Annotated in this window: 18 protein-coding genes and 1 pseudogene; 9 read left to right on the forward strand and 10 right to left on the reverse strand. The window is 74.6% G+C overall.

Annotated elements, in window-relative coordinates; all coding sequences use genetic code 11:
• Positions 1–144: 144 nt before the first annotated feature.
• On the forward strand, positions 145–1,098 hold the full coding sequence (gene sigJ / locus AB0D28_RS26665; protein WP_357390122.1) for an RNA polymerase sigma factor SigJ: 954 nt from the start codon (positions 145–147) through the stop codon (positions 1,096–1,098).
• A 6-nt stretch (positions 1,099–1,104) separates the two neighbouring features.
• Here the strand turns inward: sigJ and AB0D28_RS26670 are convergent, their stop codons facing one another.
• On the reverse strand, positions 1,105–1,611 hold the full coding sequence (locus tag AB0D28_RS26670; protein WP_357390124.1) for a DUF402 domain-containing protein: 507 nt from the start codon (positions 1,609–1,611) through the stop codon (positions 1,105–1,107).
• 123 nt (positions 1,612–1,734) lie between these two features.
• Here AB0D28_RS26670 and AB0D28_RS26675 point away from each other — a divergent pair, with 123 nt between their 5' ends.
• Positions 1,735–3,879 (forward strand): ATP-dependent DNA helicase, encoded by a 2,145-nt coding sequence (locus AB0D28_RS26675; protein WP_357390126.1) that lies wholly within the window; start codon positions 1,735–1,737, stop codon positions 3,877–3,879.
• 53 nt (positions 3,880–3,932) lie between these two features.
• Here the strand turns inward: AB0D28_RS26675 and AB0D28_RS26680 are convergent, their stop codons facing one another.
• Positions 3,933–5,219, reverse strand: a complete 1,287-nt coding sequence (locus tag AB0D28_RS26680; protein ID WP_357390171.1) for an AI-2E family transporter — start codon at positions 5,217–5,219, stop codon at positions 3,933–3,935.
• Positions 5,220–5,382: 163 nt separating this feature from the next.
• Here AB0D28_RS26680 and AB0D28_RS26685 point away from each other — a divergent pair, with 163 nt between their 5' ends.
• Positions 5,383–5,730, forward strand: coding sequence for a co-chaperone GroES (locus AB0D28_RS26685; protein WP_357390128.1), 348 nt, complete (start codon positions 5,383–5,385; stop codon positions 5,728–5,730).
• A gap of 98 nt (positions 5,731–5,828) precedes the next feature.
• Positions 5,829–5,996: a hypothetical protein gene (locus AB0D28_RS26690; protein WP_167796936.1), complete on the forward strand. Its 168-nt coding sequence runs from the start codon at positions 5,829–5,831 to the stop codon at positions 5,994–5,996.
• A gap of 3 nt (positions 5,997–5,999) precedes the next feature.
• Here the strand turns inward: AB0D28_RS26690 and AB0D28_RS26695 are convergent, their stop codons facing one another.
• Entirely contained in the window at positions 6,000–7,529 is a 1,530-nt protein-coding gene (locus tag AB0D28_RS26695) for a PrsW family intramembrane metalloprotease (RefSeq protein WP_357390131.1), read from the reverse strand.
• A gap of 151 nt (positions 7,530–7,680) precedes the next feature.
• Positions 7,681–8,940 carry an FUSC family protein gene (locus AB0D28_RS26700; RefSeq protein ID WP_357390133.1) on the reverse strand — a complete coding sequence of 420 codons (1,260 nt, stop codon included), beginning with the start codon at positions 8,938–8,940 and terminating at the stop codon, positions 7,681–7,683.
• A gap of 68 nt (positions 8,941–9,008) precedes the next feature.
• On the opposite strand from AB0D28_RS26700, the gene AB0D28_RS26705 reads away from it, so the two are divergent.
• Positions 9,009–9,704, forward strand: coding sequence for a metal-dependent phosphohydrolase (locus tag AB0D28_RS26705; RefSeq protein ID WP_357390135.1), 696 nt, complete (start codon positions 9,009–9,011; stop codon positions 9,702–9,704).
• 30 nt (positions 9,705–9,734) lie between these two features.
• On the opposite strand, the pseudogene AB0D28_RS26710 reads toward AB0D28_RS26705, so the two are convergent.
• Positions 9,735–9,947, reverse strand: a pseudogene (locus tag AB0D28_RS26710) (DUF4031 domain-containing protein); the annotation flags it as partial.
• Between AB0D28_RS26710 and AB0D28_RS26715 the strand changes: the two are divergent.
• Positions 9,936–11,336, forward strand: a complete 1,401-nt coding sequence (locus AB0D28_RS26715) for an FAD-linked oxidase C-terminal domain-containing protein (RefSeq protein WP_357390137.1) — start codon at positions 9,936–9,938, stop codon at positions 11,334–11,336. The pseudogene AB0D28_RS26710 and the gene AB0D28_RS26715 overlap by 12 nt on opposite strands.
• On the opposite strand, the gene AB0D28_RS26720 is transcribed toward AB0D28_RS26715, so the two are convergent.
• Positions 11,333–11,830 (reverse strand): hypothetical protein, encoded by a 498-nt coding sequence (locus tag AB0D28_RS26720; protein WP_357390139.1) that lies wholly within the window; start codon positions 11,828–11,830, stop codon positions 11,333–11,335. The genes AB0D28_RS26715 and AB0D28_RS26720 overlap by 4 nt on opposite strands.
• A 66-nt stretch (positions 11,831–11,896) precedes the next feature.
• Positions 11,897–13,714 (reverse strand): glycerol-3-phosphate dehydrogenase/oxidase, encoded by a 1,818-nt coding sequence (locus AB0D28_RS26725; RefSeq protein WP_357390173.1) that lies wholly within the window; start codon positions 13,712–13,714, stop codon positions 11,897–11,899.
• Positions 13,715–13,782: 68 nt separating this feature from the next.
• On the opposite strand from AB0D28_RS26725, the gene AB0D28_RS26730 reads away from it, so the two are divergent.
• From AB0D28_RS26730 to AB0D28_RS26740, 3 genes are all read left to right on the forward strand, one after another.
• A complete protein-coding gene (locus AB0D28_RS26730; protein ID WP_357390141.1) occupies positions 13,783–16,182 on the forward strand; it encodes a S8 family serine peptidase in 2,400 nt (799 codons plus the stop codon).
• 44 nt (positions 16,183–16,226) lie between these two features.
• Positions 16,227–17,153, forward strand: coding sequence for a GNAT family N-acetyltransferase (locus AB0D28_RS26735; RefSeq protein WP_357390143.1), 927 nt, complete (start codon positions 16,227–16,229; stop codon positions 17,151–17,153).
• Between the two features lie 70 nt (positions 17,154–17,223).
• Positions 17,224–17,448, forward strand: a complete 225-nt coding sequence (locus AB0D28_RS26740; RefSeq protein WP_357390145.1) for a hypothetical protein — start codon at positions 17,224–17,226, stop codon at positions 17,446–17,448.
• 68 nt (positions 17,449–17,516) lie between these two features.
• Here the strand turns inward: AB0D28_RS26740 and groL are convergent, their stop codons facing one another.
• From groL to AB0D28_RS26755, 3 genes are all read right to left on the reverse strand, one after another.
• On the reverse strand, positions 17,517–19,139 hold the full coding sequence (gene groL, locus AB0D28_RS26745) for a chaperonin GroEL (protein WP_357390147.1): 1,623 nt from the start codon (positions 19,137–19,139) through the stop codon (positions 17,517–17,519).
• A gap of 275 nt (positions 19,140–19,414) precedes the next feature.
• Positions 19,415–20,785 carry a hypothetical protein gene (locus AB0D28_RS26750; RefSeq protein WP_357390149.1) on the reverse strand — a complete coding sequence of 457 codons (1,371 nt, stop codon included), beginning with the start codon at positions 20,783–20,785 and terminating at the stop codon, positions 19,415–19,417.
• A gap of 113 nt (positions 20,786–20,898) precedes the next feature.
• The gene (locus AB0D28_RS26755) at positions 20,899–21,102 is read right to left on the reverse strand and encodes a cold-shock protein (protein ID WP_013288855.1); all 204 of its coding nucleotides are present in this window, start codon (positions 21,100–21,102) and stop codon (positions 20,899–20,901) included.
• Positions 21,103–21,121: the final 19 nt, after the last annotated feature.

Here is a 21,121-nt window from a genome sequence, read left to right on the forward strand (position 1 = left end):
GGTGTGGCGCAGCTTGGTAGCGCACTCGCTTTGGGAGCGAGGGGCCGTGGGTTCAAATCCCGCCACCCCGACTGTCGTTCGCGACCGGATCGTCCGGCGGGCGGCGGGGCAGCCGGCGCGGGCGGTGGGCGGGAGAATGGGCGGGTGGACGAGCTTGCGGGGGAGTTCGAGGCGGAACGGGGGCGTCTCCTGGCAATCGCGCGACGGATGCTCGGCAGCCGCGGCGAGGCCGAAGACGCCGTGCAGGAGACCTGGCTGCGCTTCTCCGGGGCGCTGAGCGATCCGGAGCAACGCGCCCGCGTACGCGATCTGCGGGGCTGGCTCGTCACCACCTGCTCCCGGATCTGCCTGGACGTGCTGCGCTCCGCCCGGGTACGCCGGGAGGCGTACCCGGGTCAGTGGCTCCCCGAGCCGGTGGTGACCGCGGCGCCCACGCCGGACGGGTTCGCGCCCGACCCCGCCGAGCGGGCGGTGCGGGCCGACCAGCTCGGCACCGCCCTGCTGGTGGTGCTGGAACGGCTGACGCCGGAGCAGCGGGTGGCGTTCGTGCTGCACGACGTGTTCACGGTGCCGTTCGGCGACGTGGCGGACGTGCTCGCGGTGACCCCGGAGGCGGCGCGTCAGCTCGCCTCCCGGGCCCGCCGGGCGGTGCAGGGGCCGGACGCGCCCCGGCACAGCGCCGACCTGGCCGAGCAGCGACGGGTGCTCAACGCGTTCGTCGCGGCGGTGGAGTCGGGTGAGCTGGAGCAGTTGGTGCGGGTGCTCGCCCCGGACGTGGTGGCGATCGGCGACTCCGGCGGCCACTTCCCGGCGGCCCGCCGCCCGGTGGTCGGCGCGGAGGCGGCCGGACGCCTGCTCCTCGGCCTGTTCGGCCAGGCCCGCAAGTGGGGCGCGATGCGGGTACGGCCGGTGCTCGTCGACGGCGCGCTGGGCTGGCAGGGGGAGGTCCCCTACCGGGACGGACGGATCATGCGGCTGGTCACCTCGTTCGCCGTCCACGAGGGGCGGATCACCGGCGTGTTCAACCAGCTCAACCCGGACAAGGTCGGTGAGCTGCCGCCGCTGGGGACGGACGCCGTCTGGCCGCCGCGCTGGTGACCCGGCTCAGACCACCACGGCAAGCCACTTCCGGTACGACGTGGCGAACGGCTCGGTGCCGTCGCCGAGCGCGCCGAGCAGCCAGCGGGACGCCGCCTCGGCCTCGGTGACCACGTCGTCCGGGTAGCCCCAGCGGGCCCGGTGCTCGGCGAACTCGTCCTCGTCGCGCAGCTCGACCAGGCCGGTCTCGCGGCGACGCACCACGTCCAGGTCGAGGTCGATCAGGTGGACCGTGTCCTCGCCCTCCCAGCGGGCCGGGGTGGCGATGTCGCAGTAGACCTCGCTGGTGCGCGGCGGCGGGTTGAACATGCCGGTCCACCAGCCGTGGTGCGGCACCAGCAGGACGAACGGGATCTGCTCGACCGAGGGGCGGCCGTGGTAGACGGACTCGGTGCCGGCGGGCACGCCGAGCCAGACGCCGAGGTCGTCCTCGGCCAGCCGGCGGGCGGGGTAGTCGCGGTGGGCGCTGCCGTCGTACTTGCGGTAGATCACGCGGACCACGTCGCTCGGCATGCCTGGCACCCTAACCGATTCCGGCCACGCCACGCGATCGGGAAGTAACCGGACGCGACCCGCCGTCCGCCACGCCGCCGGAGGGGCCGGACCGCCGTCGGTGCCGGCGGGTACGGTCGCACGGTGACCCCGTCCCGCACCGCCACCGGCCCGGCCGTCCCCAGGAAGCGCCGGAGCAACCGACCCGGTGCCGGGGAGCTGCTGACCGCCGCGGTGGGCGCGGTTCCGGGCGGCGCGGCCCGGCCGGGTCAGCAGCAGATGGCCGAGGCGATCGAGCGCAGCATCACCTCCGGTGAGCACCTGCTGGTGCAGGCCGGCACCGGCACCGGCAAGTCCCTGGCCTACCTCGCTCCGGCACTGACCGTGGACGGGCCGGTGGTGGTCTCCACCGCCACGCTGGCGTTGCAGTCCCAGCTCGTCGAGCACGACCTGCCCCGGCTGGCCGACGCGGTCGAGCCGGTGCTGGGCCGCCGCCCCACCTTCGCCGTGTTGAAAGGCCGCCACCACTATCTCTGCCTGGCCCGGCTGGACAGCTCGGTCGAGGACGAGCCGGACGACGCGCTGTTCGACGCGCCGCGCCCCGGCAACGGCGGCACCAAGTGGCTCGGCGAGGCGGGCCGGCTGGGCAAGCAGGTGCAGCGGCTGCGCGACTGGGCCGAGGAGACCGCCACCGGCGACCGGGACGAGCTGGACCCGGGCGTGGACGAGCAGGTGTGGCGCAGCGTGTCCATGCCGGCCCGGGAGTGCGTCGGCGCGAGCCGCTGCCCGTTCGGGCAGGAGTGCTTCGCCGAGGCGTCCCGCGCCCGGGCCCGTGAGGCCGACATCGTGGTCACCAACCACAGCCTGCTCGCGGTCGACATGCTCGCCGGGCGGCACATCGTGCCGCCGCACCGGCTGCTCGTGGTCGACGAGGCGCACGAGCTGGCCGACCGGGTGTCGTCGGCCGCCCAGGCCGAGCTGGTGCCGGAGCTGATCGACAGGTCCACCCGGCGGGCCCGGCCGCTGCTGCGCCCCGACGTGGCCGAGCGGCTCACCGAGGCCGGTGACGCGCTCGCCGTGGGGCTGGCCGAGGCGCCGGCCGGGCGGCTCACCGCCGGTCTGCCGCCCGCGCTGCGCGAGGCGTGCACGCTGCTGGACTCGGCGACCCGGGCCGCGCTGGAGGCGATCGGCGACGTGAAGGCCGACGACCCCGATCCGGTACGCAAGCAGCAGGCCAAGGCGGTGCTGGACGAGCTGTCCACCACCGCCCAGCGGCTGCTTGAGGAGGCCGACCACGACGTCGCCTGGGTCGAGAAGCCGGACAACGGCAGCCGCCGGGCGCTCGTCGTGGCTCCCCTGTCGGTAGCGGGCACGCTCGCCACCCACCTGTACGACGAGCGCACGGTGGTCGCCACCTCGGCGACGCTGGCGCTGGGCGGGCGCTTCGACACGGTGGCCCGGGCACTGGGGCTGGACGCGCCGCCGCCCGCACCACCCTCACCGGCCGCCGCCGCGCTCGCCACCGCTGCCGCCGCCGGCCGGCCGTCGGCCACGCCGCCGGTGGCGGCCACCGAGGGCAGCCGGGCGTCGATCGGCACCGTACCGGCCACCGAGGGGCCGGGCTGGAGCTCGCTCGACGTCGGCTCGCCGTTCGACTACGCCCGGCAGGGCATCCTGTACGTGGCAGCGCACCTGCCCCGCCCCAGCGTCTCCGGGCTGCCCGGGCCGGCGGGTGAGGAGCTGCTGGCGCTGGTCGAGGCGCTCGGTGGTCGTACCCTCGGGCTCTTCTCGTCGCGACGGGCCGCGCAGCAGGCGGCGGAGCTGGTCCGCGCGCGGACCGACCTGCCCGTGCTGCTCCAGGGCGAGGAGGCGCTGCCGCTGCTGGTGCGCCGGTTCCGCGAGGTGCGGGAGAGCTGCCTGTTCGGGGTGATGTCGCTCTGGCAGGGGGTGGACGTGCCGGGCGACGCCTGCCAGCTCGTGGTGATCGACAGGCTGCCGTTCCCCCGCCCGGACGAACCGCTCGCGGCGGCACGGGCGGCGGCGGTGGACGCCGGCGGCGGGTCCGGGTTCGCGGCGGTGAGCGTGCCGATCGCGGCGGTCCGGCTGGCCCAGGGCGTCGGCCGGCTGATCCGGGCCACCGGCGACCGGGGCGTGGTGGCGGTGCTCGACTCACGGCTGGAGACGGCCCGCGGGTACGGCCCGTTCCTGCGCCGCTCGCTGCCGCCGTTCTGGTACACCACCCGGCCGGAGGTGGCCCGGGGCGCGCTGGAACGGCTCGCCAAGAGCTGACGCCCGCGCCTCCCCGGGCGGGGGTGACGCGGGCGTCGGCGGGTCTTGCCTGATCAGGGCGCCTGGGAGGCGACCACCACCGCGTCCGGTGGGGTGTCCGGCACGGTACGCGCGGAGAGCCGGCGCACCGCCGTGTTGAGTACGGCGATCAGCGGCACCGCGACCAGCGCGCCGGCGATCCCGGCGAGCACCACTCCGGCGGCGATGCCGATGATCACGGCGAGCGGGTGGATGGCCACCGCGCGGCCCATGATCAGCGGCTGGAGCACGTGGCCCTCGATCTGCTGCACCCCGACCACCGCGGCGAGGATGACCAGCGCGATGCCCGGGCCGCTGTCGACCAGCGCCACCAGCACCGCCACCACGCCGGACAGGAACGCGCCGACGATCGGGATGAACGCGCCCAGGAAGACCAGCGCGGCCAGCGGGAACGCGAACGGGATGTCGAACAGCACCAGGAAGATGCCGATGCCGACCGCGTCGATGAAGGCCACGAGCACCGTGGCCCGCACGTAGGCACCGAGCGTCGCCCAGGACGCGCGGCCGGCGTCGTCGACCTTCCAGCGGGCGGCCACCGGCAGCAGCCGGACCAGGAACCGCCAGATGTTGTTGCCGTCGCGCAGGAAGAAGAACGTGGCGAACAGGACCAGGACGGTGCCGGTGAGCACCTCGGCGAGCGTGGCGGCGGTGCTGAGCGCACCGCTGGTGAACCGCTCGGTGTTGCCGTTGATCCAGTTCTGCGCCTCGTCGATGTAGCGGTTGAGCTGGCTGTCGGACAGGTGCAGCGGCCCGGTCTTGAACCAGTCCTGGATCTGCCGTACGCCCTCGGAGGACTTCTGGCTCAGCTCCGGTACGCCCTTGATGAACTCGTTGACCACGAACGTGAGCGTGCCGACGACAGCGGCTAGGCCGGTGACCAGCACCACGGCGGTCGCCAGCGAGCGGGGCAGCCGGGCCCGGAGCAGCCAGCCGACCGCCGGGGCGAGCAGCGCGGAGAGGAGCAGCGCGACGGTCAACGGGATGATCACGATGCTGATCGTGCCGACGATCTTGAGCAGGGCCCAGGTGACGATGCCGATCACGATCAGCCGCCAGCACCACGCGGCGGCGATGCGCAGCGCGTGCGGCACCTCGGTGTCGTCCCGGCTCACAGTCGACGAGTGCAACGCCGCCGGCGGCTCGACGCCCACCACGGCCGCCTCCGGCGAGGCGGCCGGGCCCGGTGAGGCGGGCGAGGCCACGCCCCCGTCCGCCGCCTCCGCGGCGGCTGCTCGCCGGGTCCGGGCGGCTTCGCGGCCCGACTCGTACGCACGGCGGAGCCGTCCGCGCATCCGCTCCATGCGGCTCAAGCGCACCTCCGGCAAAATCAGCCCCACCGGGTCGCAGGGGGCACAGGATACGTCCGTACGCCCCACCCTAGGGCGACTCGGCCACACATTGCCCGCCCGGCACTCTCACCAACCACGCCGGAATCGGCTGACGGCCACGCGGTAGCGTCTTCGCGTGACCGCCGACCAGAGTCTCGACGCCGGGCTGCCGATCCGCCTGCTGCACGACCGCGTGCTGGTGCGTACCGAGGGTGGTGAGGGCGAACGCCGTTCCACCGCCGGCATCGTGATCCCCGCGACGGCCGCCGTGGGCAAGCGGCTGGCCTGGGCCACAGCGGTCGGCGTCGGGCCGAACGTCCGCGCGATAGTGGCCGGCGACCGGGTGCTGTTCGACCCGGACGACCGCTCCGAGGTCGAGCTGCACGGGCGGGCGTACGTGCTGCTGCGTGAGCGGGACGTGCACGCCGTGGCGGCCGAGCGGGTGGAGAGCACCGCCGCCGGGTCCACCGGCCTCTACCTGTAGCCCCACCCCTCTGGCGGCGGTAGCTGCGCGGCGGCGCCGTTTGCGGCGCTGCCCGGCGGGAAGCCCAGGCACCTCAGCGCGCCCTGGGGAGGGACACCATGCCGGTAGTGATCAAGAAGATCCTCGCCTGGGGATTCCTCGCGTTCCTGATCTACTTCATGGCGTTCCGGCCGGACGGGGCGGCGCAGGTGTTCAAGGGCATCGGGGCCGCGCTGATGGCCATCGCCCAGGGGCTCGGTGACTTCCTGACCGGCCTGATGAGCTGACGTTCAGCGGCCGGGGTGCCAGGGCGCGCCCGGGTCGTGCCAGCCGCCCGGACCGTGCCCGGCGCCCGGTCCGTGCCAGCCGGCCGGGCCGGGACCGCTCGGGCCGTAGCCGCCCGGCGGGAAGGCGGGCGGCGGGGCCAGCACCACCGGGATCGGCACCACCGGGTCGTCCGGCGCCTCGACCGGGCGCTGCGAACCGTCCGGGAACCGCAGGTGATAGCGCTGACCGTCCCACACCCCGACCGGCGCCTGCGGGTCACGACCGACGAAGAACTCCCGGTACGCGGCGATCGCGTCCAGCAGCTCCCGTTCCTCCCGTGCCGTCCGCTCCCGCTCGGCGGGCTTGTGATCGAGTCCCCGGCGCATCCCGTCGCGCAGCAGCGCCAGCCGGGTCGCGGCGAACTGGTAGCCGCGCATCGCGCGTAGCCCGCCGTCACCGGCCACCCGCCGCGCCCAGGTACGCGCCGCGTGCCGCCGGCCCAGGCTGCCCAGCGCCGCCACCTCGGGCGGTGTGAGCCAGCCCGCGCGTACGTAGTCGGGCAGTGTGCGCTCGGTGAGCCGGCCCTCCCAGGCGCGCAGCCAGACCGCCAGCCCGACCATCGCGAAGAAGATCGGCATCATCAGGCCGATGAAGCCGTAGAGCGCGATCACCGGCTGCCCGATGGCCTGGGCCAGCGTCGGCAGCAGGTTCCAGGTGCCGTGCAGGATCATCGCCAGGAGCAGCCCGGCGAGCGGCGCGAGCACCCGTACCCGCCGGTCGGCGGTACGCGCGGCGATACCGAGCCCGACACCGGTCATCGAGGTGAACAGCGGGTGGGCGAAGCCGAACAGCAGGATCCGGCCGATGAACAGCGCGATCACCAGCTGCGTGCCGGTGGCCGGGCCGTACTGCTCCACGCCGGTGCGGTAGCCGTACCCGCCCAGGTAGAGGATGTTCTCCACCATTGCGAAGCCGACCGCGGACAGCCCGCAGTAGACCAGGCCGTCGGTGATCCCGGAGAACTCCCGGCGCCGGAAGATCAGCAGCAGGAGCGGACCGGCCGCCTTGGTCAGCTCCTCGATGAACGGGGCGACAAGCACCGCGGTGAGCGCGGCGGGCAGCCCCCAGTCCTCGAAGAGCCGCGCGCCGGTCCGGTTGACGATGAGCGAGAGGGCGGTGGAGACGAAGGCGCCCCAGGCGAAGCAGAAGACCAGGTAGGGCAGCGGCTCGGGTTCGTATCGGTCGAGCCACAGGAGGCAGGCGACCAGCACCGGCACCGGCAGGACCGACGCGGCCGCGCCCACCAGCAGCGCCTCCGCGCCCAGACTCTCACTCAGCTCGTAGACCATGTAGAGCGCGCCTGCCGCGATCAGCAGCACCACCCCGGCCAGCACGAACACCCGCCGCCAGCCGATCCGGCGCGGCGGCATCCCGGGCGTCGGCGCCCCCGGCGGCGGTGCGGCGGGCGCGTACGGTGGCGGCAGGGCTCCGCCGGACGGGGTGTCGGCCATGCGGTCAGCGTAGTCACCCGCGCCCCACCGTTCCGGTCGCATCACGACGCCCGCGCCCCCCGGCCCTCCCCCTCCCCTCCCCGGAATCGCGGCGGTGATCAAGGAGTTTGCGTACCAGTCGATCTCTGGAGGGGCCGTTAACTCCTTGATCAACGCGATTGGGTGCGGGAGGGCGGGGGCGGGGAGGCGGGGGTCAGCCGACGGGTGGGGCTGTGGGGGGATGGGCGGCCGGGTTGCGGTCGGTGGGGCCGCCGGTCCGGTGTTCCTTCTCGCCGAACGCCTGCCGGACCAGCCGGTTCGCCTCCTCCTGCTCGATCCCGGACGCCACCAGCAGGTCGCTCGCCGTGGTGCGCACCTGGGCGATCACCACGCTGCCGGAGAAGCCCACCCCGTCGGCGTACGCACGGCCGGCCTCGCTCACCGCGCGCAGCGACCGTTCCCGGGCCTGTTCCGGCTCCTGCCCGGCGGCGAACTCCTGCCGGAGCAGGCGTACCGACTCGGCCAGGTGACCGACCGCGTCCGGCATCGGCTCGGGGACCGGCTCGTCGTCCTCGATCATGGTGACGGCGCGGCGAATCAGCGTGCCGCTGTTGCGCATGGCCCGGTCGATCGGTTCGGCGGCCTCGGCGTAGTGGGTCAGCTCGCCACGCCGGTGCCAGCGGGCCGGGGAGAGCGTGCTCGTCTCCTTGGCACCTTCGATCGCCTCGGAGAGCGCGGCCAGTTCCTCCTTGTTCTCGCGCAGCCGGAACAGGGCCCGCTGGGCCGCGCCCCGGTCCCGGTTGCGCAGCGCCTCGGCGCCCGCGTCGAGCTGGTCGGCGAGCAGGTCGAGGGCGGGCCGGGCGGCCCGGTTGATCACCCGTAGCGGGTTGAGCGGCAGCAGGACGGCGGTGACCAGCAGCGCGATGCCGCCGCCGAGGAGCGCGTCGACGAAGCGGGGGAACTCCAGGTTCTCCGTGGACGGGCTGAGCGTCACGATCAGCACCGCCGTGGCCGCCGCCTGGATGACGACGGCCACGCTCGCCCCGGCGAAGATGCTCAGCAGGATCGCCGAGGTCACCACGAGCGCGAGCTGCCACGCGCCGGTGCCGACGAAGTAGATCAGCACGTCGCCGACGAGCACGCCCACCGCCACCCCGGCGATCAGCTCGACCGTGCGCCGGAACCGCTGCCCCACCGAGGCGGCGAGCGTGCCCACCGCGGAGATCGGGGCGAAGACCGGCTGGGGGTTCTTCAGCAGCCGGTGGGAGACCAGGTACGCCAGGCCGGCGGCGAGCCCGGCCTGCACCGCCAGGCCGAACGCGGTACGGACCCGGTGCAGCCGGTCGTGCAGGGTGGCCTTGCCCCGGTGCCGCAGCCCCTCCATCGCGGAGGCGATCCGCTGCCCGTCGCGGTCGGCCGACCCGTCACGCGGGTTGCCGCGACGAAGGAACGGCAGACGTCGGTCCCGGGCCATGGCGGGTACTACCCGCGACGAACCCGCTGAATCCCCGGTCCACTGCCCGGTGGGGCAGACTGCACCCGGTGGACGACCTGAGGGCGCGGTGGCGGGACACGGCACGGGCGGCGGGCGCGACCGATCCGGCGGCGGCCGACCGGGCCGGCGTCCGGCTGCTGGCGGCCTGGCGGGAGCCGCACCGGCGCTACCACGACGAGGCGCACCTGCGCGCGGTGCTCGACGTGGTCGACGCGTACGCCGGTCTGGCCCGCGACGCGGACCTGGTCCGGCTGGCGGCGTGGTGCCACGACGCGGTCTACGACCCGCGCGCGGCGGGCGACGCCAACGAGCGGGCCAGCGCCGACCTGGCCGGCGAACTGCTGGCCGCCGCCGGGCTCCCGGCCGCGACGGTGACCGGGGTACGCCGCCTGGTGTTGCTCACCGCCGGTCACGCGGTCGGGCCGGACGACCCGGACGGCGCGCTGCTGTGCGACGCGGACCTGGCGGTGCTCGCGGCCCCGGCGGAGCGCTACGACAGGTACGCCGCCGCGATCCGCGCCGAGTACGCGCACGTGCCCGAGCCGGACTTCCGCGCCGGCCGGGCCGCCGTGCTGCGGCACCTGCTCGGCCTGCCGGCGCTCTACCTGCTACCCGAGCCGCACGCCCGCTGGGAGGCCCGGGCCCGGGCCAACCTGTCCCGGGAGCTGACCGCGCTCAGCCGAGACGCGGTGCTTCGGGCGGCGCAGGCCGGCGTCCCGCAGCAGCCGGACGATCTCCCGTGACGGCACGACAGTGGCGCCCAGCCAGACCGCCGCCCGGAACCGCTCGGCGGGCAGGTCGTAGTGATCGCGGTCGAAGCCGCGCCGGGGTGCGCCGAGCAGCTCGGCGAACGCGTGCAGCTCGGCGTACGACACGTCGCTGATCAGGTGCGACCAGAGCCGGCCACGCCAGGGCACGGTGGGCGGGTCCAGGTAGAGCACGGCAACAGACGGTACGCCGGTAGCCTTCCCGGCATGGCCCCCCATCCCCTGCTCGACGACCTGCGGGCCGCGCTCGGCGACGCCGCCGTGCTGACCGATCCGGACCTGCTGGCCGGGCACGAGCGCGACGAGGCCGACCTGTGCGACTCGGGTACCCCGCTGGTGGTGGTGCGTCCCCGCGGCACCGATGAGGTGGTGGCGGTGGTCCGTGCGGCCGGCCGGCACGGCGTACCGGTGGTGCCGCAGGGCGCGCGGACCGGGCTGGCCGGCGCGGCGAACGCGGTCGACGGCGCGGTGGTGGTGAGCACCGTGGCGATGGACCAGGTCCGGGAGATCGACCCGGTGGGCCGGATCGCTGTGGTGCAGCCGGGCGTGGTGAACGCGGCGCTGGCCCGCGCGGTACGGGAGCACGGCCTCTGGTATCCGCCGGATCCCGGCTCGTGGGAGTCGTCCACGATCGGCGGCAACGTGGCCACCAACGCCGGTGGCATGTGCTGCGTGAAGTACGGCGTGACCAGCGAGTACGTGCTGGGCCTGGAGGTGGTGCTCGCCTCCGGTGAGGTGCTGCGCACCGGGCGGCGCACCGCCAAGGGGGTCGCCGGGTACGACCTGACCCGCCTCTTCGTGGGCTCGGAGGGCACGCTCGGCGTGATCACCGAGGTGACTGTCGCGTTGCGTCCGGCCCCGGAGGAGTCGCTGACCCTGGTCGCGGTCTTCCCCACGGTGGCGGCGGCAGGTGGCGCGGTCGCCGGGATCGCCGAGCGCGGGCTCACGCCGAGCCTGCTGGAACTGCTGGACCGCACCCATCTGCTGGCGATCGAGGCGTACCGGCCGATGGGTCTGCGCACCGACGCCGAGGCGCTGCTGCTCGCGGCGGTGGACACCGGTCCCCGGGCCGCCGACGACCTGGCCCGGCTGGCCGAGGTGTGCACCGCGGCGGGCGCCGACGAGGTCTACGCGGCGACCGACGCGACCGAGGCCGCCGCCCTGCTCCAGGCGCGTCGGCTGGCCCACCCGGCGATGGAGCGGTTCGCGGCGCAGACGTTCCCGGGCGGCAACGGCGGCCTGGTCATCGACGACGTGGCGGTGCCGCGCGGCCGGCTCGCGGAGCTGCTCGACGGGGTGGCCGGGATCGCCGAGGCGTGCCAGGTGCCGATCGGGGTGGTCGGGCACGCCGGCGACGGGAACATGCACCCGAACATCGTGGTCGACCGGGCGGATCCGGCGAGCCTGGCCCGGGGCCGGCGGGCCTTCGACGAGATCATGCGGTTGGGGCTGGAACTGGGCGGCACCTGCACCGGGGAACACGGCGTCGGGCTGCTCAAGCGGGACTGGCTGGCCCACGAGATCGGCCCGGTGGGCGTACGCGTGCACCAGGCGATCAAGGCGGCGCTGGACCCGGTGGGGCTGTTCAACCCCGGGAAGGTCTTCTAGCCCTTGTCCTCGGCCGGCGTGGCCTGGGTGACGAGCAGCAGCACGTCGTAGGCGACCTTCGGCTTGGGCTCGCCCGGGCAGTCCTGGATGGTGACCGTCAGGTCCGGCGGCACGAGCAGCGTCGACGTCAGCACACCGATGCAGCCCTGCTTGTAGCCGCGGGCCTGGTCGGTCTCCTTCGCGATCGCCGGGTCCGCGAGCATCCGCTGGAGCCGCTTCGTCTGCTCCGGGTTCAGCGTGCCGGTGGCGTCCACGCCGTCACCGGCGCAGTCGCGGCACTGCCAGCGGCCGGACGGGTCCACGTCGAGGTGGCGGACCGGGCCGTCGCCGAGCCGCTGCACCAGGGAGACGCGCCTGCCGTCCGGGGTCGGAGCGGCAGCGCCCGCCGCCCCGGGTGTCGTGGCACCCTCGGCCCGGCCGAAGGAGCAACCGGTCAGAGCCAGCAGGACCACTGCGGACAGGGCGGGGAGGCGCAACCAGGACGGGCGGACCACGCCGGGAAACCTACACTTCCGTAGGTAGCGCGCACTACCGGCCGAGCGGCCCGGGTCGGGGATCCCCTACCTGGGGGAGGCCGGAAGTTCAACGCCCGGGCCGTCGGTTCCCCGGTCGGCCGCGAACCCGCGTACGTCGGGCGCGCCGAGGCGGGCCGCGTCGGCAGCGATGTCGTCCGGCATGAGCTGCGACTCCCGCTCGGCCAGCACCCGCGCCCGGTAGTGGGCGACCTCGCGGTCCCGGGTCGCCGCGTCCCAGCCGAGCACCGCGCCCATCAGCTCCGCGGCGTGCTCCGCCGACTCCAGGCCGCGGTGGCTGGTCTCGATCGAGATCCGGGTACGCCGGGTCAGCACGTCCTCCAGGTGCAGCGCGCCCTCGGCGCGGGCGGCGTACGTCACCTCGGCGGCCAGGTATTCGGGTGCGCCGGCCAGCGGCGAACCGAGCAACGGATCGGCGTCGACCAGGGCGAGCAGGTCGAGGGTGAGCGTGCCGTAGCGCTCCAGCAGGTGCTCGACCACCCCGACCGCCACCCCGTGCCGGCGGGCCAGGTCGGCCCGGTCCCGCCACATGGCCGCGTACCCGTCGGCGCCGAGCAGCGGCAGGTCGGCGGTACGCGAGGAGCGGGCCCGGCCGAGCCGGTGCATCGCGCGGTCCACCACGTCGGAGGCCATCACCCGGTAGGTGGTGTATTTCCCGCCCGCCACCAGCAGCAGGCCGAGCATCGGCTCCACCACGGCGTGCTCGCGGGACAGCTTCGAGGTGGAGTCCGCCTCGCCGGCCAGCAGCGGGCGCAGCCCGGCGTAGACGCCCTCGATGTCGGCGGTGGTCAGCGGCCGGTCCAGCACCATGTTGACCTGCGACAGCAGGTAGTCGATGTCGCTCGCGGTGGCGGCCGGGTGGGACCTGTCGAGTTGCCAGTCCGTGTCCGTGGTGCCGATGATCCAGTGCCCGCCCCACGGGATCACGAACAGCACGCTCGTCGCGGTACGCAGGATCAGACCGGTCTCGCCGACGATCGCCGAGCGGGGCACCACCAGGTGCACCCCCTTGGAGGCGCGGACCCGCAGCTTCGGGCGCAGCCCGACGTCGTTGAGCATCCGCGACATGTCGTCGCTCCACACACCGGTGGCGGCGATCACGGTGCGGGCGCGTACCTCGAACTCGGTGTCCGGCGAGCCGGCGGGCGCCTCCAGGTCGCGGACCCGCACGCCGGTGACCTCCCGGGCCTGCCGGGTCAGGCCGACCGCGCGGGCGCTCGTCACCACAGTCGCGCCGAGGCTGGCCGCGGTGCGCGCCAGCGTCACCACCAGGCGGGCGTCGTCGACCTGGCCGTCGTAGTAGCGGATCGCGCCGGCCAGCTTGTCCGGCCGCAGGCTGGGGAAGATCCGCCGGGCGCCCTCGCGGGTGAGGTGCCGGTGCAGCGGCATGCCCCGCCCGCCGCCGAACACCCCGGCGAACGCGTCGTACGCGGCCACGCCGAGGCCGTAGTAGGAGCGGCGGAAGAACCGCCGGGGCAGGTCCCGCGCACCGCCCTCGGCGGGCAGCGGCACCAGGATCGGCACCGGCCGGACCAGGTGCGGTGCGAGCCGGGTGGCGAGCAGCCCGCGCTCGGTCAGCGCCTCGTGGACCAGGTGGAACTCCAACTGCTCCAGGTAGCGCAGGCCGCCGTGGATCAGCTTGCTGGACCGGCTGGACGTGCCGGCGGCGTAGTCACGCGCCTCCACGAGGGCGACCTTCAGCCCTCGGGACGCGGCGTCGAGCGCGGCGCCCGCTCCGGTCACGCCACCGCCGATGACCAGCACGTCGAACCGCTCGGCCCGGAGCCGGCGCAGGTCGTCGGCGCGGCGCTCGGCGGAGAGCCGGCCGGCCGTGGATCGGGACACACTCGGGTCACGCACCAGTCAACGGTAACCGTCCAGGGCGCGCGGCGACACGGCCCGGCCGTACCGTGATGACCATGCTGACCGGTCCGCCGCTCGTCCCCGTACCGCCGTCGCCACCGCGTCCGAGCGGGCCGTGGCCGGTCGTCGCGGCGGTGGCGACCGGGGTGTGGATCGTGCTGCTCACCGTGCCGGGCCAGATCATCGGCTGGCTGGTCGACCAGGTGGCGCTGGTGACCGGCACGGACCGGCCGGTGGTGGCGTGGCCGGTGGTCGCGGTGGCGACGGTACTGCTGGCCGGCGCACCGGCGCTGGCGCTGGCGCTCGCGCCGCGTTCCCCGGCGCTGCGGGCGACCGGCCGGGCCTGGACCGCCGCCGTGGTGGCGCTCGGCGCGACCACGCTGCTGCGGGCGGTGCCGCCGGTGCACCACGAGGCGTACCTGGCCGCGCTCGCGGTCACCGGCGCGGTGCTCGCGCTCGTCGCCGCCCGTCTCGGCCGCGTCCGGCCACCGGTCGTCGTGGACACGGTCCCGGAGGGCCGGTTCGGGCCGGTGTCGCTGCTCGCGGTCGCGGCCGGGCTGGCCGTGCTGCTGCCGTGGGCCTGGGTCGGCGCGCTGGGCGGTGCGCTGGAGACGCTTCTCGCCGGACTGGCCGCCGCCGCGCTGGGCGCGCTCGCCGGGGTGCTGCTCGGCACCGGTTTCTGGGCCTCGTTCGGGCCCGGCCCGGCCCGGCTGGTGCTGGTCGGCGGCCTGGTCGCGGGCGTCGCGCTGACGCCGCTCGCGGCCGGCGCCGGGCAGTCGGGCGTGCAGTTGCCGGCGCTGCTCCTGCTGCCGCCGCTCGGTTTCGTGCTGGCCGCACTGGAGGCGGCGGCCCGCCACGCGGGCCGGCCGGCCGGGCCCGCGCCGGCACGCTGGCTGGTCGGGCTCGCCCTGGTGGGACCGTTCGCCTTCACCGACCCGGAAGAGATCAGCATCCTGCTGGCCACCACCCGCGACACGCCGTTCTGGGTCGCGGTGGGCACCGGCGTGACGTTCGCCGTCGCGGTCGTCCTCGCCGTCGGGTACGGCGTCCTGCTCGCCCGGTCCCGCGCCCGCGCGCCCCGGCGCGGCCCGGCCGCGCTGGCCGCCGCCGCGCTGCTCGCCGCCGTCGCCGTGGTGTACGTCGTCCCCGGCCAGCCCGGACTGTACGGCGAGCGGCTACTGGTGGTGCTGCGCGAGCAGGCCGAGCTGACCGGCCTGCCGGCCGGCACGCCGGGCCGGGCCGGGCGGGACGCCCGGGCGACGGAGGTCTACCGGCGGCTGGTGGCGACAGCCGACCGCACGCAGGACGACCTGCGCGGCACGCTGACCCGGATGCGGCTGAACCCGACGCCGTACTACCTGGTCAACGCGATCGAGACGGACGGCGGGCCGGCGGTGCGGGCCTGGCTGTCCAGCCGCCCCGAGGTGGCCCGGGTGCTGGTCAGCCAGCGGGTACGCCCGCTGCCCGCGCCCGCCCCGCAGTCGCGCGGCGACCTGCCGGCCCCGGCCGGCCCGGCCTGGAACATCTCACTGATCGGCGCGGACCGCGTCTGGTCGGATCTCGGGGTCACCGGGTCCGGTGTGGTCGTCGGCAGCTCCGACTCCGGGGTGGACGGCCGGCACCCGGCGCTCGCGGGCGGCTTCCGGGGCGGCGACGACTCCTGGTACGACCCGTGGGAGGGCCGCCGCGCCCCGGCCGACAGGGGTGGCCACGGCACCCACACGCTCGGCAGCGCGGTCGGCCGGGACGGGATCGGCGTCGCGCCCGGCGCGAGCTGGGTCGGCTGCGTCAACCTGGACCGCAACATGGGCAGCCCGGCCCGCTACCTCGACTGTCTCCAGTTCATGCTGGCCCCGTTCCCGCCGGGCGGGAACCCGCTCACCGACGGCCGGCCCTCCCGCGCCCCGGACGTGCTGACCAACTCGTGGGGCTGCCCGCCGGTGGAGGGCTGCGACCCGGGCGCGCTGCGACCGGCGACCGCCGCGCTGACCGCCGCCGGCATCCTGGTGGTCGCCGCCGCCGGGAACACCGGCCCGTCGTGCGGCTCCATCGCCGACCCGCCCGCGCCGTACCCGGACGTGCTGACCGTCGGGGCGGTGGACCGGCAGCGCCGCGTCACCGACTTCTCCAGCCGGGGCCCGGCACCGGACGGCAAGGCCAAGCCGGACCTGGTCGCCCCCGGCGCCGATGTGGTCTCGGCGATGCCGGGTGGCGGGTACGCGGCCCTGGACGGCACCTCGATGGCCACGCCGCAGGTGGCGGGCGTGGTGGCGCTGATGTGGTCGGCGAACCCGGCACTGATCGGGGACCTGGAGCGGACCCGGGCGATCCTGCGCGACACCACCCGGCCGGTCGCGTCGCCCACCGACGCGTGCGGCGGACGGGGTGACGTCTCCGGCGCCGGGCTGGTCGACGCGTACGCGGCGGTGCGCGCGGCCACGACCGGTTAACAACCCTGTCCATTGACCTGCCGTATGCCCTAGGGTCGGCGTCCATGGACGTGGAGATCATCGAGCTGGGCCGAGACCGGCTGCCCGAGATGGTCGAGCTGTGCCGGCTGTCGCTCGACCTGCCGGAGGACGCGGCCGAGGCGTCAGCGGTGGTGGTCACCGTGGCGGAGCGGGCCGAGGCCGACCGCCCGGTGCTGCGCCTCGGCGCGGTACGCGACGGCGCGCTGGCCGGAGTACTCGTCGGGTCGCTGTCGGCGGCGGATCCGCGCCTCGGCCACGTCGACCTGATCGCGGTCGCGCCGACGGAACGCCGTCAGGGCGTGGGCCAGGCGCTGCTGGGCGAGGCGGAACGGCGGCTGGGCGCGCTCGGGGCGGCCGAGGTGCTGCTCGCCGGGAACCCGCCGCACTACGCCTGGCCGGGCATCGACGTGCGCTACACGCCGGCGGTCTGCGCCGCGCTGCGGCTCGGCTACCGGCAGGACCGTACCGCCTGGAACATGACCGCCGACCTGGCCGAGGGGTCGGCGGCGCTGCGCTCCACCGAGGCCGCCGAGCAGCGACTGGCCGGGCGGGGCGTGACGGTACGCCGCGCCACCCCGGACGACCTGCCGGCGCTCACCACGTTCGCCAGGTCCACGTTCGGCGGCACCTGGGACGGCGAGCTGGCCGGTTCGGTCGGGCGGCCGGACGCGGGCGCGCACCTCGCCGAGCGCGACGGCGCGATCCTCGGGTTCGCCGCGTACGGGTCGGCCCGGCCGAGCTGGTTCGGGCCGATGGGCACCGCGCCGGAGGCGGAGGGCTCCGGTATCGGCGGCGTGCTGTTGCGCCGCTGCCTGCGCGACCAGGCGGCGGCCGGGATCGGCGCGGCGCAGATCGGCTGGGTGGGGCCGGTGCCGTTCTACTCGAACGCGGCCGGGGCCCGGATCGAGCGGGTGTTCTTCCTCTACCGGAAAGCCATAAGCGGCGCATAGACGCCAATAGCGCCATTCGGTCTCCTTCGTCATCGACCGGGCTCTACGGTCGGGGCAGAGGAGGCGGTCCATGACCACGAATGACGAACGGGCCGAGGATCCGGCCGACGGGCGTCCCGGCCAGCTCCCGTTCGACCGGCTCGACATCGGCGACGCCGAGCAGCTCGCCGAACGCAGCGGCGCGGACCGGCAACCGGTGGAGGAGCCACGGCAGCCGGTGGACGAGCCGAGGCGGCTGCCACCGCCGTACGACAGGGCGCACAAGCGGCGCAACCAGCGTCGGCTGCCCACCTGACGGGTACGCGGAAGGGGGCGGACCGCTGACGCGGCCCGCCCCCTTCGGCGTACTGGATGGAGCTGGACTCAGAAGTCCATCTCCCCGCCACCCGGGCCAGCCGGGGCGGCCGGGGTCTTCTCCGGCTTGTCCGCCACGACGGCCTCGGTGGTGAGGAACAGCGCGGCGATCGAGGCGGCGTTCTGCAGGGCGGAACGGGTCACCTTGGCCGGGTCGATGATGCCCGCGGCCAGCAGGTCGACGTACTCGCCGGTCGCGGCGTTGAGGCCGTGACCCGGGTCGAGGTTGCGGACCCGCTCGACGACGACGCCACCCTCCATGCCTGCGTTGACGGCGATCTGCCGCAGCGGGGCGTCCAGCGCGACCTTGACGATCTGCGCGCCGGTGGCCTCGTCGCCGGCCAGGTCCAGCTTGTCGAAGGCGGTCTTGCCGGCCTGCACCAGCGCGACGCCACCACCCGGGACGATGCCCTCCTCGACGGCGGCCTTCGCGTTGCGGACGGCGTCCTCGATGCGGTGCTTGCGCTCCTTCAGCTCGACCTCGGTGGCCGCGCCGACCTTGATCACCGCAACACCGCCGGCCAGCTTGGCCAGACGCTCCTGCAGCTTCTCCCGGTCGTAGTCGGAGTCGCTCTTGTCGATCTCGGCCCGGATCTGGTTCACCCGGCCCTGGATCTGGTCGGCGTCGCCGGCACCGTCGACGATGGTGGTCTCGTCCTTGGTCACCACGACCTTGCGGGCGCGGCCCAGCATCTCGAGGCCGGTCGCGTCCAGCTTGAGGCCGACCTCCTCGCTGATGACCTGGCCACCGGTGAGGATGGCGATGTCGGTCAGCATGGCCTTGCGGCGGTCACCGAAGCCCGGCGCCTTGACGGCGACCGACTTGAAGGTGCCACGGACCTTGTTGACCACCAGGGTGGCCAGGGCCTCGCCCTCCAGGTCCTCGGCGATGATCAGCAGCGGCTTGCCCGACTGCATGACCTTCTCCAGGATCGGGAGCAGGTCCTTCACCGACGAGATCTTGCTGTTGACGATCAGGATGTACGGGTCGTCGAAGACGGCCTCCATACGCTCCGGGTCGGTCATGAAGTAGGCGGAGATGTAGCCCTTGTCGAAGCGCATGCCCTCGGTGAGCTCGAGCTCCAGGCCGAAGGTGTTGCTCTCCTCGACGGTGATGACACCTTCCTTGCCCACCTTGTCCATCGCCTCGGCGATGATCTCGCCGACGCTGGGGTCGGCGGCGGAGATGGAGGCGGTGGAGGCGATCTGCTCCTTGGTCTCCACGTCCTTGGCGAGCTTGAGCAGCTCCTCCGAGACGCTGGCCACGGCCGCCTCGATGCCCCGCTTCAGGGCCATCGGGTTGGCGCCGGCGGCCACGTTGCGCAGACCCTCACGGACCAGGGCCTGGGCCAGGACGGTCGCCGTCGTCGTGCCGTCACCGGCGACGTCGTCGGTCTTCTTCGCGACCTCCTTGACCAGCTCGGCGCCGATCTTCTCGTACGGGTCCTCGAGCTCGATCTCCTTGGCGATGCTCACACCATCGTTGGTGATGGTGGGGGCACCCCACTTCTTCTCGAGCACGACGTTGCGGCCCTTGGGGCCGAGCGTCACCTTCACGGCGTCGGCGAGCTGGTTCATGCCCCGCTCGAGGCCGCGGCGCGCCTCTTCGTCGAACGCGATCATCTTGGCCATACGGCGTTGTCCTCCTGGACACTCACGGGCCACCCGGGATGCCCGGATGGGCCGTCTGGTGTACGCACCTTGGGGACGTCGCCACCTGGCGACGACGACGTCTCCTCGGTCGGGCCGGACAGCCCGCGACGACCGGCCTCGTACCGCTCCGGCGCCACCTGGGACACCGGTGCGGCCGTGGCCCTACCGCCCCGACCTTCTGGCACTCACCGTACGCGAGTGCCAATGACTTGTTTAGCACTCTCCCTAGCCGAGTGCAAGCACGACAGCCCCGCTCAGCCGAGTTCCGCCGCCAGCTGGGCCGCGCTCACCGGGCCTTCCTGGGCCCGTTGCTCGGCGTACGTGACGACCAGCCCCACCTGCTGCGCAAGGTAGGCCGGGACAGCCACCACGGCGCTGAGAACGGTCATCGTCACCGCGCCGATCGCGGTGCCCACCGCACCCAACGGCTCGACCCCGAACACCGCCGTGTTGATCCCGCTCAGCACGACGTCCAGCAGCGCCGCCGCGACCAGCGCCGCCACCACGAGCATGACCCGGCCCAGCACCATGAGGAACCGGCTGTGGAACAACCGCCACGACCGCCCGACCGGATCACTCCGCTCGAACAGGTAGACCGGACCGAACAGGACGAGCGCGACGGCGACGTAGACGCCGGGCAGCAGGCAGAAGCAGGCGCCGAGCGTGACCAGCAGCGACACCACGATGGTCCAGCCCCAGAGCCCGAGGGCACGGCTCAGCCCGTACCGGAGGGCGGCACCGAGCCCGGCCGGCTCACCGGCCGCCTGCCGGGTCATCACCCAGGTTCCCGCCGCCCAGCCCATCGCCTGGAGCGCGCCGAAGATCAGCCCGGCGAACAGGATCGTGCCGTAGAAGCCGAGCGTCTGCTGCCAGAAGCCCTCCGGCAGCCTCGGCGAGCCGTCCGGCGCGGTCGCCATCTGCCCGTCGGGGGCGACGAGGAGCGTGAGGACGCCGATCACCGCCGCCGGGAGGACCTGGGTGAGCAGCACGATCGGCACGAGCTGCCGCCAGCCGCGCCGCAGCGCTCCCCAGCAACGGGCGAACCAGGGGCCGATGCCCGCGTGCGGCGGGTTGACGAGCGGGTCCTGCGGGTTGATGCCGGAAGGCCAGCCGCCGGGCATCGGGTAGGCGGCGCCGGGCATCGGATGCGGCGGGTACCCGGGGCCGGGCCAGCCCGCCTGCGGAGCACCGCTCGGGTGGCCCGGCGTGGGGTAGCCGGGCATCGGGGGGTAGCCGGAGGGCGGGACGGCACCCGGCGCGGTCCAGCCGGACTGGGCGCCCCAGCCCGGGGTCGGGGTGCCGTGTGATCCGCTCTGGCCCGGCGGGTACGTGGCGGGCGGACCGCCTCCACCGGGCGGGGTGGCCGGGTCGGCGGGCGCGGCCGGGCCGGGCGGGTTCGGGTGGGGGGGCTGCGCTCCGGGCCCGGGTTGCTGCGGAATGCTCGGGCCGTGGCCGGTCTGGTCGGCCCACGGATCGGCGGGTGCCGGGTCGGGAGCGGGCACGGACGGCCCGGTGGCCCTCGACGACGTCGGATCGGTGGCCGGGGGCGCGGTCGGGTCGGCCGGTGGACCGGACGGCGTCGGCGGCACCGGTTCGGCGGGACCCGGCGGAGGCAGATCGGACACGAGCCCTCCTCAGCGGCTACGGCTGGAACGGCTCTCGATCTTCCACTGTGCGCGCTCGCACCGCAGCCCCCCGATCGGCGGACCCGGCTGCGGAACCGCCCGGCGGGCGGAGGTCAGGCGATGACGCGGACCCGCTCGGCCTGCGGACCCTTCTGCCCCTGCGCGATCTCGAACTCGACCCGCTGGCCGTCGTCGAGCGCCTTGTAGCCGTCCATCTCGATCGCGGAGAAGTGGACGAAGACGTCCTGCCCGCCGTCGACGGCGATGAAGCCGTAGCCCTTTTCGGCGTTGAACCACTTCACGGTGCCCTGTGCCACGGTGCACTTCCTCACTCTG

Source organism: Micromonospora sp. NPDC048169 (genome assembly GCF_040652815.1).
Classification (GTDB): Bacteria; Actinomycetota; Actinomycetes; order Mycobacteriales; family Micromonosporaceae; genus Micromonospora.